General features: G+C 66.1%; 12 protein-coding genes. 10 read left to right on the forward strand and 2 right to left on the reverse strand.

Going from position 1 to position 17,076, the window contains the following annotated elements:
- Window positions 1-128: 128 nt before the first annotated feature.
- From rpsT to gyrB, 7 genes are all read left to right on the forward strand, one after another.
- Complete coding sequence (rpsT, locus tag AAG816_RS08330) at window positions 129-395, forward strand: 30S ribosomal protein S20 (RefSeq protein ID WP_341989133.1); 267 nt, start codon at window positions 129-131, stop codon at window positions 393-395.
- Between the two features lie 997 nt (window positions 396-1,392).
- Window positions 1,393-2,865: a chromosomal replication initiator protein DnaA gene (gene dnaA / locus AAG816_RS08335; protein WP_341989134.1), complete on the forward strand. Its 1,473-nt coding sequence runs from the start codon at window positions 1,393-1,395 to the stop codon at window positions 2,863-2,865.
- Between the two features lie 335 nt (window positions 2,866-3,200).
- A complete protein-coding gene (gene dnaN, locus AAG816_RS08340) occupies window positions 3,201-4,322 on the forward strand; it encodes a DNA polymerase III subunit beta (protein ID WP_341989135.1) in 1,122 nt (373 codons plus the stop codon).
- A complete protein-coding gene (gene recF / locus AAG816_RS08345; protein WP_341989136.1) occupies window positions 4,319-5,488 on the forward strand; it encodes a DNA replication/repair protein RecF in 1,170 nt (389 codons plus the stop codon). The genes dnaN and recF overlap by 4 nt, the downstream gene beginning before the upstream one ends.
- 132 nt (window positions 5,489-5,620) lie before the next feature.
- On the forward strand, window positions 5,621-6,271 hold the full coding sequence (locus tag AAG816_RS08350) for a L,D-transpeptidase (RefSeq protein WP_341989137.1): 651 nt from the start codon (window positions 5,621-5,623) through the stop codon (window positions 6,269-6,271).
- Between the two features lie 123 nt (window positions 6,272-6,394).
- Window positions 6,395-7,009: a LysE family translocator gene (locus AAG816_RS08355; protein ID WP_341989138.1), complete on the forward strand. Its 615-nt coding sequence runs from the start codon at window positions 6,395-6,397 to the stop codon at window positions 7,007-7,009.
- A gap of 53 nt (window positions 7,010-7,062) precedes the next feature.
- Window positions 7,063-9,489, forward strand: coding sequence for a DNA topoisomerase (ATP-hydrolyzing) subunit B (gyrB, locus tag AAG816_RS08360; RefSeq protein ID WP_341989139.1), 2,427 nt, complete (start codon window positions 7,063-7,065; stop codon window positions 9,487-9,489).
- 175 nt (window positions 9,490-9,664) lie between these two features.
- On the opposite strand, the gene AAG816_RS08365 is transcribed toward gyrB, so the two are convergent.
- Complete coding sequence (locus tag AAG816_RS08365; protein ID WP_341989140.1) at window positions 9,665-10,786, reverse strand: hypothetical protein; 1,122 nt, start codon at window positions 10,784-10,786, stop codon at window positions 9,665-9,667.
- A 196-nt stretch (window positions 10,787-10,982) separates the two neighbouring features.
- On the opposite strand from AAG816_RS08365, the gene AAG816_RS08370 reads away from it, so the two are divergent.
- From AAG816_RS08370 to AAG816_RS08380, 3 genes are all read left to right on the forward strand, one after another.
- Window positions 10,983-12,767, forward strand: a complete 1,785-nt coding sequence (locus AAG816_RS08370) for a glucan ABC transporter ATP-binding protein/ permease (RefSeq protein WP_341989141.1) — start codon at window positions 10,983-10,985, stop codon at window positions 12,765-12,767.
- 341 nt (window positions 12,768-13,108) lie between these two features.
- Window positions 13,109-14,608, forward strand: coding sequence for a serine hydrolase (locus tag AAG816_RS08375; RefSeq protein ID WP_341989203.1), 1,500 nt, complete (start codon window positions 13,109-13,111; stop codon window positions 14,606-14,608).
- Between the two features lie 158 nt (window positions 14,609-14,766).
- A complete protein-coding gene (locus tag AAG816_RS08380) occupies window positions 14,767-15,873 on the forward strand; it encodes a GTP-binding protein (protein WP_341989205.1) in 1,107 nt (368 codons plus the stop codon).
- 60 nt (window positions 15,874-15,933) lie between these two features.
- On the opposite strand, the gene AAG816_RS08385 is transcribed toward AAG816_RS08380, so the two are convergent.
- Entirely contained in the window at window positions 15,934-17,070 is a 1,137-nt protein-coding gene (locus AAG816_RS08385) for a calcium-binding protein (protein ID WP_341989142.1), read from the reverse strand.
- Between the last annotated feature and the right edge of the window lie 6 nt (window positions 17,071-17,076).

Consider the following 17,076-nt stretch of genomic DNA (forward strand, 5'->3'; position numbering starts at 1 on the left):
GCGCTCTGACCTTATAAGCCCGGCACTTCGCTGGTGGCTCCGGTCGCCCGCATTGATATTCATTCCAGACGTAATGCAGGCAAGCCCGACGGGCTTCGATCTGCGTTCGCCAAACCGAAGGATGGCCGATGGCCAATACGCCCTCCGCCAAGAAGGCGGCTCGCAAGATCGAGCGGCGCACCGAAGTGAACCGCTCGCGCCGCTCGCGTGTGCGCACCTATCTGCGCAAGCTCGAAGACGCCCTGACCGCAGGCGACAAGGTTTCCGCCGACGCCGCCTTCAAGGCTGCCGAGCCCGAGATCATGCGCGCGGTGACCAAGGGTGTTCTTCATAAGAATACCGCGTCTCGCAAGGTCTCGCGCCTTGCAGCACGCGTCCGCAAGCTGAGCGCCTGAAGCAACAGCAAGGTCTGCGCGTCGTTGTGAGCGCTTTCGAAACAAAAGCCCGGCTCTGCCGGGCTTTTTTAGTTTTGTGGAAGCACGGGAACATCACGACTCAGGAGCGCCCCGGGCGCTGCACGTTTTTTGTAGCTCTGGTCAAGCCCCCTGGGTGGCGGCAACAAGGCGCGGACACAGGAGTTCTCTCCGGACCGCACAGGAAAAGCCAATCAGATTGAACGAGTTATGGGCCAAGCGCTGAAGACGGCACTTCCAGCCCGCGCGATGCGGTATTAAAATACTTATGAACCTACTCCGCAGGCGACCGGCCGCAAACGTTGAGTGCACCAGGATTCTCCTTGTCTACTCAGAGGTTTGCCGGCTGACATAAAGCACCACATGAACGACGCTATCGCGGGGCTTTCCCCCACTATCCCAAAGCGCCTTGAAAGGCGTTGCACCGCTCTCGGGGCCTGTGTATGTTCAATCTCACCTCAGGGGCTGACCCGGGCATTCACCAACAGACTGAAGGTTTCACGACTCTTCGTGGGTGGAGGGAGGGAATGTTATGTGCTCCAGTATCCTTATCCCCTCTGCATACCTCTCAGTTTGGGCACAGCATTACTTGAGCGGGGGCGCGTTATGCTAGGGGCGCAACTTTAGCGACCCTAGACATTCTGTAATTATAGCAAAATATATCTAATCACTAAAGAGTCCGCTGAAAGCAATTTCGGTGGCGGATGGGGCGGCTATGACTTTTTGCGGAAGTGATCAGCGCGACGCATTCTGCGCTATTTCTGCGGCTCCTCCTGCCGATGCGGGTTCCGCATCCTCGACCGCAGCGGGGTCCACACCCGCGCCATCAGCGTCGGCCAGCCCAACGGCGGCATGACCTGAACCACGCCCCCGGGCGTCCGTAATTCGTCATCATCAACCTGCGTGGAGCGCGCCGTTCGTCGGCGCGATTACCCTTCGCGTCACAACTAGGGAACCGCCTCGCGCGGGAGCAGCCCTCATGCTGAAGCCGGAAGCCGTAGACGTCGCCAAATATCGGCCCGCATTGCCCGGAGCCGTCGCCGCGGATGTCTGCGTCCACCAGTGGGACCGGGTGCGTCAGCGGCTGCGCGAGGAGATCGGCGAGGAATCCTACACCAGCTGGTTCGCCCGGCTGGAAGTGGACAAGGTGGGCGTTGACGCTGTGCAACTGTCCGTCCCCACCCGCTTCCTCAAGGCGTGGATCCAGGATCACTATCTGGGTCGCCTGTCGGAGCTGTGGCACGAGGAAAGCGGCGCGACCAGCAAGGTCGATCTGGCGGTGCGCACCGCCGTCACCCGCACCTTGCCCCTGAAGGCCGCCAACGAAACCCGCGAAAGCGTATCCGAACGCCCTGCGATGGTGCGTCAGGCGCCCGTTACCAATGCAACCACCACGTCGGCGGACGTCGGTGCCGGCTCGCCGCTGGACCCGCGCTTCACCTTCGAGACCTTTGTGGTCGGGAAGTCCAACACGCTCGCCCATGCCGCGGCCCGCCAGGTGGCCGAGGCTGTGCCGGGCGCAGGCCCGCTGTTTAACCCGCTCTATCTCCACGCGGCCGTTGGTCTGGGCAAGACGCACCTTCTCCAGGCGGTAGCCTGGGCCGGTGCCGCGCGCGGTCGCCGGGTGGTCTATCTCACCGCCGAACGCTTCATGTATGGCTTCGTCGCCGCCTTGAAGTCGCATGCGGCCATTGCCTTCAAGGATGCCCTGCGCTCCATCGACACCTTGGTGATCGATGACCTGCAATTCCTCACCGGCAAGAACATGCAGCAGGAATTCTGCCACACGCTGAACGCCCTGATGGATGCCGGCCGCCAGGTGGTTGTGGCTGCGGACCGCCCCCCGGCGGAGCTTGACGCCCTTGACGAGCGGGTTCGCTCGCGACTGGCCGGCGGGCTGGTGGTGGAATTGGCGCCGCTCGAGGAAGAGTTGCGCCATCAGATCCTGCGCGCCCGTTCCCAGGTGCTCACCGAGCAGCATCGGGGCTTTGCGGTCCCGGCGGCGGTCCTGGAATTCCTCGCCCGACACGTGGGTACCAGCGGCCGTGATCTCGACGGGGCGCTGAACAAGCTGCTCGCCGTCAACAAGCTGACCGGCGAGCCGGTCACGCTCGACATGGCGGAAGGCGCGGTGAAGGATCTGGTGCGCCCGTGTGACCCAAAGCGGGTGCGGGTGGACGACATCCTTCGCGTGGTCGCCAAGCACTACAACGTGTCGCGGGCTGATCTTCTGTCGCAGCGCCGCACCGCCAATGTGGTCAAGCCGCGCCAGATTGCCATGTACCTGGCCAAGACGCTGACCTTGCGGTCTCTGCCGGAAATCGGCCGCCGGTTTGGCGGACGCGACCACACCACGGTACTCCATGCGGTGCGCAAGATCGATGGCCTGATCGCCACCGACCGCTCGCTCGCCGATGAGATCGAGGCGTTGAAGCGTCTGGTTGCCGAGTAGCATTCGCCGAAACCATCCTGCGCCTGCGGAGATCCGCGGCAACGGGATGCGTTCTTGCACACGCGTCGCCGCGGGCCCGTCATCATCTGTGCACCACCTGCGCAGCCAAGCCCCCGGCGGACAAGGTTCGCTCCATCGCACCGCCTGGGTCCGCCCGGAGCGTTGTCGCGACAAGGCCGCGCAGGAAATCGAGGCGCGGGCCTTGCGTTGCGGCGACGCCAGCGGCAATGTCTGCGGCCCTGCGGTTCGTTTCGACGAACCTTGCAGGGGCCGCGGTGGTGCCTGCCAGCGTGTGCATTCACTTTCCCCCGAGCGAAGAGTCACGGGTCTGGGCCATGAAGGTCACCGTCGAACGCGCCGAGCTTCTCAAGTCGCTCAGCCACGTCCATCGCGTCGTCGAGCGGCGCAATACGATTCCGATCCTGGCCAACGTGCTGATCCGCACGGGCACCAACGGATTGTCGCTGAAAGCCACCGACCTCGATCTTGAGGTGGTGGAGACAGTGCCAGCCGAGGTCTCCCAGGATGGCGCCACTACGGTTCCGGCCCATGTGCTCTATGACATCGTCCGCAAATTGCCGGACGGCGCCCAGGTGCAGTTGGAGGCCGGCGGCGATCGCGGCAGCCTGGCGGTGCGCGCCGGACGCGCCCGCTTCACCTTGCAGACCCTGCCGGAGACCGACTTCCCGGATCTGGCACCGGGCGACTTCTCCCACTCCTTCAAGGTGAAGGGCGCGGAGTTCCGCCGGCTGGTGGACAAGACCCAATTCGCCATCTCCACCGAGGAGACGCGGTATTATCTGAACGGCATCTATCTGCACGTGGCCGATAGCGCCGGCGGCAAGCCCATGCTGCGCGCCGTGGCCACCGATGGCCATCGTCTGGCCCAGGCCGAACTGGAGGCGCCTGAGGGCTCCATCGGCCTGCCCGGCGTCATCGTGCCGCGCAAGACCGTGGCCGAGGTGCAGAAATTGCTGGAAGACAAGGATGCGGAAGTCACCGTGTCGCTGTCCACCACCAAGATCCGCGTGGCGGTTGGGGCCATCGTGCTGACCTCCAAGCTCATCGACGGCACCTTCCCGGACTATGGCCGGGTCATCCCCGCCGGCAATGACAAGATCCTCCTGGTGGACAAGGCGGACTTCGCCGCCGCCGTGGACCGCGTCTCCACCGTGTCCAGCGAGCGCGGCCGGGCGGTGAAGCTGTCCCTGGCGGACGGAAAGCTCACCTTGTCGGTGACCAATCCCGACAGCGGCAGCGCCACCGAAGAGCTGGAGGTGGAGTATGGCTCCGAGCCGCTCGATATCGGCTTCAACAGCCGGTATTTGCTGGACATCACCTCGCAGTTGGAAGGCGACACCGCCGAACTGAAGCTGGCCGACCCCGGCTCGCCAACCCTGGTGCGGGATAATACCAAGACCGACGCACTCTACGTGCTCATGCCCATGCGGGTGTGAGCACCACGCAGCTGAGCGTCGCCGCCGACGTGACCGCCCCCCGCGCCCGCATCCGCCGCCTCTCCCTGACGCACTTCCGCAGTTATGCGACGGCGCAGATCGACGTGGCGGATGGCCCGGTGGTGCTGACCGGCCCCAATGGCGCCGGCAAGACCAATCTGCTGGAAGCCATCTCCTTGTTTTCCCCCGGCCGGGGGCTCCGCCGTGCCCCACTGGATGCCGTGGCCCAGTCCGGCAGCGACGGCGCCTGGGCGGTTGCCGCGCAGGTGGAGGGGGCGCTTGGGACCGTGGCCCTTGGCACCGGCGCGGATGCGGGACGCACCGAAGGCGCGGCGCGGCGCTTCCGGGTGGATCGCGAGACCGCGTCCTCCGCCAATGCGTTCCTCGATCATCTGAAAGTGGTGTGGCTGACGCCGGAGATGGATGGGCTGTTCATCGGCCCCCCCTCGGATCGGCGGCGCTTCCTGGATCGCCTGGTGCTGGCGGTGGATGCCAGCCACGGCAGCCGCGTCAATGCCCTGGAGCGCGCGTTGCGCAGCCGCAATCGCGTGCTGGAAGATGGCGGGGACGCCCGCCTGCTCGGTGCGGTGGAGCACGAACTGGCGGAACTGGCGGTGGCGGTATCGGCCGCCCGCCTGGAGACGGTGCACCGCCTCGCCGCCGAGATCGCGGCCCATGGGGACACCGCCTCCCCCTTCCCGTTCGCGGACATCAGTCTCGACGGGGCGCTGGAGCGCATGCTGGCAAGTGCCCCTGCCGTGGAAGTGGAAGATCGCTACCGCGCCCTGCTGCAGGATAACCGCCCGCGCGACCGCGCCGCCGGCCGGACCCTCGAGGGGCCGCACCTGTGCGACCTGGTCGTTGCGCATGGCCCGAAGGATCTGCCCGCGGCCCGCTGCTCCACCGGCGAGCAGAAATCGCTGCTGATCGGCCTGTCGCTGTCCCATGCCCGCTTGGTTGCGGCCATGCAGGGCCTGGCCCCTGTGGTGCTGCTGGATGACGTGGTGGCCTATCTGGACAGCGACCGCCGCGCCGGGCTGTTCTCTGCCCTGGCGGCCTTGGGCGCACAGGTCTGGATGACGGGCGCCGACCCCCTCGCTTTCGAGATGCTCGCCCGTGCGCAACGCTTTACCGTAAGCCCCGGCCAGATCACCCCGGCCGCCTAGCAAACCCCATGGACTCAACGGGTTTCACGGCGCCGTGAGGACCTTTTCCCAGGGGTGTGGCGCAGATGCCACCTGCCCACGGACTCCCCATGCTAGAAGCCAGATCGAATCACCTCACTGCTTCGGGGAATCATGGCCCGCGATCGTTTCCCGTCTTCCGCCGCCCTTAGTCGGCGCGCCTTCGTGGTTGGCACTCCCCTCTTCCTGGCGGCTTGCGTTACCAACTCCCCGGCCCCGGTGGGGCCCATGTCCATCTATGGGCCGATCCCAGGCGAGCCGTTCGAGGTTCCCGCCGTGGATACCACGGGTATTGACCCGCAGTTTCTGCGGCAGGTGGTGAACTATCCCACCAAATATCCAGTCGGTACCATCATCGTGGATGTGCAGAACCGCTTCCTCTATCTGGTGGAAAAGGACGGCAAGGCCATTCGCTACGGCGTCGGCGTCGGCCGCCAGGGCTACAGCTATCGCGGCTGGGCGACCATCAAGCGCAAGGAAAAGTGGCCGCACTGGACCCCCACGCCCAACATGATCGCCACCCAGCCGGCGCGCTACAAGCCTTATGCGGCCGGCATGCCCGGCGGCGAGGAAAACCCGCTCGGCCCCCGCGCGCTGTACCTCTATGACGGCGACCGTGACACCTTGTTCCGCCTGCACGGCACCATCGAGCCCGACACCATCGGCACGCAGGTCTCGTCCGGCTGCATCCGGCTGCTGAACCAGGACATCATTGACCTCTATGAGCGCGTGCCGTTGGGCACCCGGGTCTACGTCGTCAACTGATGCGATGGCGGGGCACCCTCCCCGCCCGCTCTTCCGCGGGTGCGTTCTGCGTGGAAAGAAAGCCTGCCCCAACGGAAACGACGCAGCCTTGACCTTGCGCGCCCATGAGCGCACACAAATCCCATGGATTTAGCCACCCTCGCTTTCTTCGCCGCGGTGCTCGCGGTGGCGGCGGCGACGCCAGGACCCGCCGTCGTGGCGCTGATCGCCCGCACCCTGGCCCGCGGCCGGAATGGCGCTGTGGCCTTTATCGCCGCACTCGCCTTGGGCGACGTGCTGTGGCTTGCCGCAGCAACTATGGGCCTTGCAGCGCTGGCGACCGCCTTGGGCAGCCTGTTCTTTCTGGTGCGCCTCGCCGGCGCCGCCTATCTGGTCGTGCTGGCGGTGCGGCTATGGCGCGCGCCTGCCGCCGCGCCGGATGCAGCCCATTTGCCGGAACCTAAGGGCGCCCTAGGCCTGTTCGGTGCCGGACTTGCCTTGTCCATGGGCAACCCCAAGACCATGGCCTTCTATCTGGCACTCCTGCCCGCCATGATGGACCTGGAAAGCCTCAGCGCGCTCGGCTTCGCAGAGATGGCCGGCGTCATCTTTGCCGTCCTATCCGTCATTTTCGCGTTTTACGTGTATTTGGCCGATCGCGCACGCCGCCTGGTCGCCCGCCCCTCTGCCATGCGGGTGATAAATCGTGTGTGCGGCACAGTTTTAGCCGGAACTGCGGTGGCGGTTGCCACCAAATAACCGCGGCTTTGCGGTAAAAGCATCCCAAGCTCTTTAACGATTCGAGACACACCATGGCCGAACCCGTGCCCGCGGCATCCCCCGAAGAATACGGGGCCCAGTCCATCCAGGTCCTCAAGGGGCTGGACGCCGTGCGCAAACGACCCGGCATGTACATCGGCGATACCGATGACGGCTCGGGCCTGCATCACATGGTCTATGAGGTGGTGGACAACGCCATCGACGAGGCCCTGGGCGGTCATGCCAAGGAAGTCACCGTCACCATCAATGCGGATGGCTCGGTGACCGTCACCGATGACGGGCGCGGCATTCCCACCGGCATCCATGACGAAGAGGGCATCTCGGCGGCCGAGGTCATCATGACCCAGCTGCATGCGGGCGGTAAGTTCAACCAGAACTCCTACAAGGTTTCCGGCGGCCTGCACGGCGTGGGCGTCTCGGTGGTGAACGCGCTGTCCTCCTTCCTCGACCTGACCATCTGGCGGGACGGCAAGGAACACTTCATGCGGTTCCGCCACGGCAATGCGGACGCCCCGCTCAAGATCGTGGGCGACGCCCCCGGCGGCAAGCGCGGCACCAAGGTAACATTCCTGCCCTCAACCGACACCTTCACCAAGGTGGTGTTCGATTTCGCCACCCTGGAGCATCGCCTGCGCGAGCTGGCGTTCCTGAATTCCGGCGTGCTGATCGTGCTGACGGACGCCCGCGAGCCGGAGCCCCGGCGCGAGGAGCTGCACTATGAGGGCGGCGTCGAGGCGTTCGTGCGCTATCTCGACCGCAACAAGCAGGCGCTGCTGCAAAAGCCGGTGGTGATCCGCGCCGAGCGCGATGGCATCACCGTGGAAGCCGCTCTGTCGTGGAACGACGGCTATCACGAGAACATTCTCTGCTTCACCAACAACATCCCGCAGCGGGATCGCGGCACCCATTTCACCGGCTTTGCCGCCGCTCTGACCCGGCAGGTGATCGGCTATGCCGAGCGCTCCGGCATCACCAAGAAGGAAAAGGTGGATCCCACCGGCGAAGACTGCCGCGAGGGCCTGACCGCCGTTCTGTCTGTGAAGGTGCCGGACCCCAAGTTTTCGTCCCAGACCAAGGACAAGCTGGTCTCCTCCGAGGTGCGCCCGGTGGTGGAAAGCCTGGTGGGCGATGCGCTCTCCAACTGGTTTGAGGAAAACCCCTCCGAAGGCAAGGCCGTGGTGGGCAAGGTGGTGGAAGCCGCCGCCGCCCGCGAAGCCGCCCGCCGCGCCCGCGATCTGACCCGCCGCAAGAACCCGCTGGACATCGCCTCCCTGCCCGGCAAGCTCGCCGATTGCCAGGAACGCGATCCGGCCAAGTCTGAAATCTTCATCGTCGAGGGTGACTCGGCCGGCGGCTCCGCCAAGCAGGGCCGCGATCGCGCCTTCCAGGCGGTGCTGCCCCTGCGCGGCAAGATCCTCAATGTGGAGCGCGCCCGCTTCGACAAGATGCTGTCCTCGGAGCAGATCGGCACGCTGATCACCGCGCTGGGCACCGGCATCGGCCGCGATGACTTCGACATTGCCAAGCTGCGCTACCACAAGATCATCATCATGACCGACGCGGACGTGGACGGCTCCCACATTCGCACCCTGCTGCTCACCTTCTTCTTCCGCCAGATGCCGGAAGTGCTTGAGCGCGGGCACATTTACATCGCCCAGCCGCCGCTGTTCAAAGTGGCCCGCGGCAAGTCCGAGACCTATATCAAGGACGAGAAGGCGCTGGAGGATTACCTCATCACCGCCGGCCTTGACGACGCCTCTCTGCATCTCGCCTCCGGCGAAGTGCGCACCGGCGCGGACCTGGCGGCCGTGGTGGAACTGGCGCGGCAGCTGCGTGCCACGCTGAACAATCTGCACCCGCGCTACAACAAGGCCGTGGCCGAGCAGGCCGTGCTGGCCCTGGCGGTCGCCGCCGGTGTGCTGGACGATCCCGATCTGGCTACTGCCGCCGTCGCCCGTGTGGCAACGCGCCTCGATACGCTTGCCGACGACACCGAGCGCGGCTGGGTCGGCGCTGCGGACGAGACCGGCCTGCGCCTGTCGCGCACCGTGCGCGGCGTGCTGGAGAGCAACCTGCTGGATGCCGCTTTCCTGGCCTCGCCGGAAGCCCGGCGTCTGGAGAGCATCGCCCGCCAGTTGCAGGGGGTGTTCGACGGCACCGCCATCCTGCGCCGCAAGGCCGAGGAGCATGCGGTGTTCGGCGCAGTGGATTTGTTCGACGCGGTCACCGACACCGGCCGCAAGGGCCTGTCGCTCCAGCGTTACAAAGGCTTGGGCGAGATGAACCCCGAGCAATTGTGGGAGACCACGCTCGACATCACGGCCCGCTCGCTGCTCCAGGTGAAGGTGAAGGAAGTGGATGCGGCGGACGATCTGTTCAACCGCCTCATGGGCGACTTGGTGGAACCGCGCCGCGAGTTCATCCAGGAAAACGCCCTGAAGGCCAGCGTCGACGTCTGATCGCTTGGCAAATTCTCCGGTGCGGGCTTAGTGCCCGCGCCGGATCGGGTGCGATTATCCCTTTGATGCGCACCCCATCCCATTGAGCACCGTGACAACGGCGGACGCCTGTCAGGACCGCTCTCCGGGATTGCGCTTGGCGATGGTATTCGTTGCGCACTCCGAACCGGCGGCGTCACGTTCCCCCAGGGCCGGAGGCCTGACGCCAGGCCTTCGGTAGCAAAGCCCCGATACGGTCCTGGATCGCCGTCTCGTGTTTCTGCCACCACACCCCGGCGGCCACGAGCCCAAGCCCGAGCACGCTGAGCGCAAGCGGGAACAAGAGGCTGTCCTCGAACAGCTCGAAGGCCAGATAGCCCAGATAGAAGGCGACACCGAACGCGCCCAGCACGGTGAAGATCCGCCGCCCGATCACCGCCCCGAACAGCACCAGTCCGCCATTGAACAGCGCATAGATCAGGCGCGTCCACGGCGTGCTGGTGTCGGGAAAGGAAAGTGCGCTCCAGGCGGTGATGGCGCCGAACAGATAGAGCCAGGTGGAAAAATCCGCCCCGCCGCGCCGGCGGCGATAGACATCCACCGCCCCCGCCAGCAGGCACATGGCGATGCCGAAGACCAGCGAGACCAGGCGGGCATGGGCCCAATCCCAGTCGGACTCGGGCCGCGCGGGGAACCGGGACAGATCCATACTCATGTACCAGAGCGTCACCGCCAGCGGCATGACCATGAATGGCAGCCGCAGCCGCACCAGCAAGGCCCCGCCCACCAGAAGGGTCGCGATCTCGAGCGTCAGCCACCGCCCGTCGATCCACTGGTGGTATTGGCTGTAGCGCTGCCCGGAAATACCGCCCGCCAGCTCTGGCCAAAGCCCGAGCGCATGCTGCCCCGCCCACACCGCCACCGGCACCAGGCACACTGCCAGCGCGCCCAGCAGCCCGGCGGGAATAGACAAGCCGCGCTGCAGCAGCATCTCGGCCGCGATCCAGCAGGCAACCCCATAGGCGAGTGCGAGGATGCACACGCCCCAGGGGCCGATGGCGTCCCAGCTCAGAGTCATGAACAGGCTCATGGCGCCGATCGCCAACAGCCCACCGAAATAATAGAGGGTATGGCCGAAACTGAAGCGGACCGTGCCGGGATCGCGCGCTGCTGCCGTCCCCGGCGCGCCGGCGCGCCAGAAGGCCCACAGAGCGTCCGCCTGCGATCGATCGAGAACCCCCGCCGCGACGGCGTCCTGGAGATCCGTCGCACCGATATGGAACCGGGCGTCAGCGGCGGGGTCGCGCGTATGGGTCATGCAGTCTCGCAAGGTGGCGTCGAAGGGGACCAACCGATCCGATTTCAACCATAGCAGGGAGATGCCGCCAGAGCTGGACCAGATGATGGCCGGACCTCTGTGCGCCGCGGTCTTGGCAACCGCGCGTAGTTTCCCCCCCTTGCATACCTTTGGCAGGTGAGCTTCTCTCGCGAGCCTCAGGGAGACAGGGCACCCCATGAACTTGTTGCTGATCTACGCCCGCGCGCTCTCCCTGCTTGGGCCCCTGGCGAAGGTCGGGGCCGCCCTGGCCGTCGGCAACCTTGCTCTTGCCGTGGCGCAATTCGCCGAGCCCATTCTGTTCGGCCGCATCATCGATGCGCTCGCCGGGGCCCAGGGCAAGGGACGCCTGCCCGAATATGCAGAGCTCATGCCGCTCCTGGGGGCCTGGGTGGCATTCGGCCTGTTCAACATCATCGCCGGAGTGCTGATTTCGTTGCATGCGGACCGCCTGTCCCATCGTCGGCGGCTGGGCGTGCTGACCGAATATTTCGAGCATGTGCTGCAACTGCCGCTCTCCTTCCATGGCGAGACCCATTCCGGTCGGCTGCTGAAGATCATGCTCCAGGGCACCGATGCGCTGTGGGGCATGTGGCTGTCCTTCTTCCGCGACGATTGCGCCGCCGTGGTCTCGCTGTTGGTGCTGCTGCCGGTCGGGGTGTGGATCAACTGGCGCCTGGGCGTGGTGCTGGTGGCGCTGATCATCGTCTTCGGCTTCGTCACCGCCTACGTGCTGCGCAAGACCGAGTCGCTCCAGCGCACGGTGGAGGAGCACCACGCCAGCCTCGCCGAGCACGCCTCGGACGCCTTGGGCAATGTGGCGCTGGTACAAAGCTACACCCGCATTGAAGCGGAGGTTCGTGGCCTCAAGGATACCGCCACCCAGGTGCTGGAGGCGCAAATCCCGGTGCTGTCGTGGTGGGCGCTGGTGTCGGTGGCCACCCGCGCCGCCACCACGCTGAGCATTTTGGCCATCCTGCTGATCGGCACCTGGCTCTTCCTCCACGGCCTCGCCGCCATTGGCGACATCGTCACCTATGTGGGCTTTGCCGGCATGCTGATCGGGCGGCTCGACCATACGGTCAGCTTCGTCAACCGCATGGTGATGTCGGCGCCCGGCCTCGCCCAGTTTTTCGAGGTGCTGGACACCGTAAGTCAGGTGCGCGACCGCCCCGGCGCCAAAGTCCTGACCGATGTGAAGGGCGATGTCCGGTTCGAGGGCGTGTCGTTCTCCTATGACGGCAAGCGCAGCGCCCTCGCCGACATCTCGTTCCATGCCGCCGCCGGTGAGACCATCGCGTTGGTGGGCACCACGGGCGCGGGAAAATCCACCGCACTGACTTTGTTACACCGGGTATTCGACCCGCAATCGGGCGCCATTCTGATCGACGGCATCGACATTCGCGACGTCACCCTGGCCTCCCTGCGCCACGAGATCGGCGTGGTGTTTCAGGAGGCCATGCTGTTCAACCGCACCGTCGAGGACAATCTGCGGGTCGGCAAACCGGACGCCACGGAGGCGGAGATGCGCCAAGCCCTGGAGCGGGCACAAGCGTTGGAACTGGTGGAGCGCAACCCCTTGGGCCTGAAGGCCATGGTGGGCGAGCGGGGCCGCTCCCTCTCCGGTGGCGAGCGCCAGCGCCTCTCCATCGCCCGCGCGTTGCTGAAGAACCCGCCCATCCTGATCCTGGACGAAGCCACCAGCGCTCTCGATGCCACCACCGAGGTCAAGGTTCAGGCGGCCCTCGACGAGGTGATGAAGGGCCGCACCACCTTCGTCATCGCGCACCGCCTCGCCACAGTGCGCAATGCCAACCGCATCCTGGTGTTCGACCAGGGCCGCATTATCGAAGCCGGCACCTTCGACGATCTGGTGCGTCTGGGAGGACGGTTCGCGGAACTGGCGCGGGCCCAGTTCCTGTCCGCGTCGGAACAGGTGCACAAGCCGCTGGTGGAAACCTGAGCGGGTTGGACCCACCCAGTTCGGCATATCGTTCGAAAAAGCTTCAAAAATACCATCGAAATCAAACCGCTGACGGACTCGCCTGAGTGGCAGGTCAGGCCCAGGCCAGCATGCGGTGCAAAAAGTGATGGGCCGCCCTGCACGTACACGTGCCATTGCGGCTTTTCCGAAGGGGCGAAAAAGGCTAAGGAAAACACCAGCGTCGCCGGGGGGCGTCTCAGCCAAGCATGGTCGAAGCGTTCCTCAATGGGCGCACGCCTATGCCGCGTTTCATCGACGCGCGCAAAAAGTGCCGGTCATCTTGGCGGTTATCACCGCAAGGAAGGCCACACGTGGCGCGCATGAGGGAGCCAGCTTTGCCGGGCCTGTCCAGCTATTCCGTGCGCTCAGCGCCGTCTCGTTCCGCCGCACGCGCCGCGTTGTCCCGGCTCGCCCTCGCGGCGATGGCCATTCTGTGCTTCGCCGGCACTCAGGCCGCCGCCACGCCGGTCCTCCTGGTGGAGGCCGACACGGGAAAGGTGCTGGAGCAGCAGGATGCGGGCAAGCCCTGGTACCCCGCCTCGGTGACCAAACTGCTGACGGTCTATGTGGCGCTCGATGCGGTGCGCGAAGGGCGGGTCAGCTTCGACACGCTGATGACCGTCTCGCCGCTCGCGGCCTCGCAGCAACCCACCAAGATGGGCTTCAAGATCGGCACGCAGCTGACCCTTGAGAACGCCTTGCGCATGCTCATGGTCAAGTCCGCCAACGACATGGCCGTCGTCATCGCCGAAGGCGTCGGCGGCAGCGTGCCCGCTTTCGTCGATGAAATGAACGACACCGCCGCCAAGCTCGGCATGAACGGCAGCCACTTCGCCAATCCCAACGGACTGCCGGACCCCAACCAACATACCACGGCCCGGGATCTCGCGGTTCTGGCGCGGGCGCTGATCTATCACTTCCCCGAGCAGGAAGCCTTGTTCCGCATCCCGGCCATCAAGCTCGGCAAGACGGTGTTGCGCAATTACAACCGCCTGATCGACCGTTATCCGGGCGCCGACGGCATGAAGACCGGCTTCATCTGCTCCTCGGGCTTCAATCTGGTGGCCACCGCCACCCGCGGCCAGAAGCGGCTGATCGCTGTCATTCTCGGCGCGCCTTCCGCCGTGGTGCGTACCGAGCAGGCGGCCATGCTGTTCGAGAAGGGCTTCCAGCCCTCGTGGTCTATCTTCGGCTCGTCCGCGCCCACGCTGGATTCCATCGCCGATACCGGCGGCGAACCCACGGACATGAAGCCCTTCATCTGCGGCGGCAAGCGCGGCATGCTGGCGGCTGAAAACGAAGACGACGCGATCTTCGGCAATGGCGGCACCGCCAGTTCCTATGCAGCCTCAGCGGCAGCGGCCGCTGGCTTCTCCGGCAAGAACCCCGGCGCAGCCCTGCTGCAGAATTTGCCGCCCTCCATGCCGCCCATTCCGGTGTTCATCGGCCCCAAGGGCGCTCCGGCTTCGCTCGACACCGCCTATGCGCCGGACGAAGCCAAGCCCGCGCCGGTCAAGCCCGCTGCCGCCAAGACCGGCACCGCCAAGCCCGGCACCGCCAAGCCCGGCGCAGGCAAGGATGCTGCCGCCAAGGAAGCCGCCAAGCCCGCGGCCAAGCCCATTGCCAATGCCACGCTGACCAATGCGGAGAAGCGCGGCATAGCGCCCAAGCCGACGCTGCCGGCCAAGCCTGCAACCACAACTGCAGCAAAACCGGCGTCCGACGGTGCGCAGCCGGCGCCCAAGCCCAAGACGGCCGCCAAGCCGACGCAACCAGAGTCCGACCCGGCCCCGGCGACCGCCACGCGGCCCGGCACCTGACCCGCTTTGGGCCGAAAGGCGATGTCTTGAACGAAACGCGTGAAACACCGGATCGCGTCCTGGCCGCATCCGGTGACGGCTTGCCACCGCCGTCCGTCTCTGCCCCCTCTGCCGCCTCGCCCTTTGCGGCGAAGCCGCGACGCGGCCCGCCGGACCCGCTGCCGGTCACGGTGCTCACCGGCTTCCTCGGCGCCGGCAAGACCACGCTGCTGAACCGCCTGCTGAGCGACCCGGCGCTGGCGGACACCGCTGTCCTGATCAACGAGTTCGGCGAGATCGGGCTCGACCATCTGTTCGTGCGCGAAGTGGATGAAGGCGTGGTGCTGCTGGCCAGCGGCTGCGTCTGCTGCACCGTGCGCGGGGACCTTGTGGCCGCGCTGGAAGACCTGCTGCGCGGCCGCGACAACAATCGTCTGCCGCCCTTCTCCCGCGTGCTGATCGAAACCACAGGGCTGGCCGACCCGGCGCCCATCCTGCACACACTGATGACCCATCCCTATCTGCTGATGCGCTACCGTTTGGACGGCGTCGTCACCGTGGTGGATGCCATCAACGGCATGGACACCCTGGACAGCCAGGCGGAATCCGTGAAGCAGGCGGCGGTGGCCGATCGCATCGTGCTGACCAAGACCGACCTCGCCACCACGCCCGAGCAGCAGGCCGCCGTCGCAGACCTGCGCGCGCGCTTGTCCCGTCTGGCGCCGGCCGCGCCCATCCTGGTGGCTGCCGATGGCGAGGCGACCTCCGACAAGGTGATGAAAGCCGGGCTCTATGATCCCGCGCGCAAGATCCCTGATGTGTCCCGTTGGCTGGCGGACGAACGGGTGGCCGCGCAGCAGGAGGCCGAGAGCGGCCTGCCGACCGGCATCGACCCCAATCGCCATGACGACCGCATCAAGGCCTTTACGCTCGCCACCGACGCGGCGATCTCCGCCTCGACGCTGGATCTGTTCCTGGAACTGCTGCGCGCAACCCATGGCAACAGCCTGCTGCGGCTCAAAGGCATCGTGAAGCTCCAGGACGACCCGAGCGCGCCCATCGTGTTGCACGGGGTGCAGCACGTGATGCACCCGCCCACCCGCCTGCCGCACTGGCCCGACGACGACCACCGCACCCGCCTGGTGATGATCGTCCGGGATCTCGACCCGAAGATCATCCGCCGCCTGTTCGATGCCTTCCTGGGCGTGCCTGCGGTGGACATGCCCGATCGGGCGGCGCTGACCGACAACCCCCTGGCGCCTCCCGGCCTCTCCCGCCGCGGCTGAGCCGCGCCGACGCCGCGCCGGGAATAGCCCGGCCCGACGTATGCGCGACACTGCGCAGGCTCACGCTAGATGGTCCACCAGCACCAGATTGTCCGCCGTGAAGTCGGAGATGTGCATGTTCTCGAACAGCACACCGACGGGCCAGGGCGCCGCCCCGGACAGATCAAGATAGAGCCCCGCATCGGTCTCCGTGAGGTGGCCAATGAAGTCGTCGAAGGAATGGATCTCGGCGGCCCCCTGCCGGGCGAGGGAGAGCTCAATCTTGTCACCGTCGGCGCCCGCCTGAAAATCCAGGATGCGATCGCGGCTGGAATTCAGGGCGTCGAACACGAAGGTGTCGGCCCCGGTCCCGCCCACGAGATAATCATTGCCCCAGCCGCCCTCCAGGCGATCATCGCCGCCGCCCCCGCGCAGGCTGTCGTGGCCGTCGCCGCCCAACAGCGCGTCATTGCCCTCGCCGCCGCGCAGATAGTCCCGTCCCGCGCCGCCCATGAGGACGTCGAGACCGGCGCCCCCATAGAGCGTGTCGGTCGCCTGGGTGCCCGTGATCGTGACGTGCTCGAAATGGGTGAAGCTGGCCCCGGTTTCGGTGGTGCCGCTGGCGAAGGTGAAGGTGGAGCCCGTGGTGCCCGCCAGGGTGACAATCAGGCGGTCCTCGCCCGCACCGCCATCGACGATGGCGGCCGCCGTGCCGATGGTGACGGTGTCGTCCCCGCCGCCCGCATCCACCACATCCACCGCGTGGAAGAAATCGGAGCCGACATGGATGGCATTGGCGCCATCGTCGCCGATCAGGACGTCGGCGCCGCTGGTGCCGAGGATATTCTCGATGCCGAACAACAGGTCGCCCTGCGCATCCCCGCCGGCGCCCTCGCCGGCCGCAAGATCAACGATGATGCCCTGCTGCAGCACGCCGGCCTGGGCGGAATAGTCCGCCAGATCACTGCCGCTGCCGCCCATGAGCAGGTCGGCGCCGGCCCCGCCGGATAAGATGTCGTCATCAGCGCCGCCGGTGAGAATGTCGTTCCCCCCATTGCCGACCAGATGATCATTGCCGCCGTCGCCTTCCAGATAGTCGGCGCCAGAGCCGGCATGGGCGATCAGCAGATCATCGCCGTCACGACCGATGATGGTGTCGCCCGTCCCGGATTGCCCCGCCAGATTATCTTTGCCCTCAGTCCCGACAAGAACGGCCATGATGTC

This window comes from Azorhizobium sp. AG788, assembly GCF_943371865.1.
GTDB lineage: Bacteria > Pseudomonadota > Alphaproteobacteria > Rhizobiales > Xanthobacteraceae > Azorhizobium.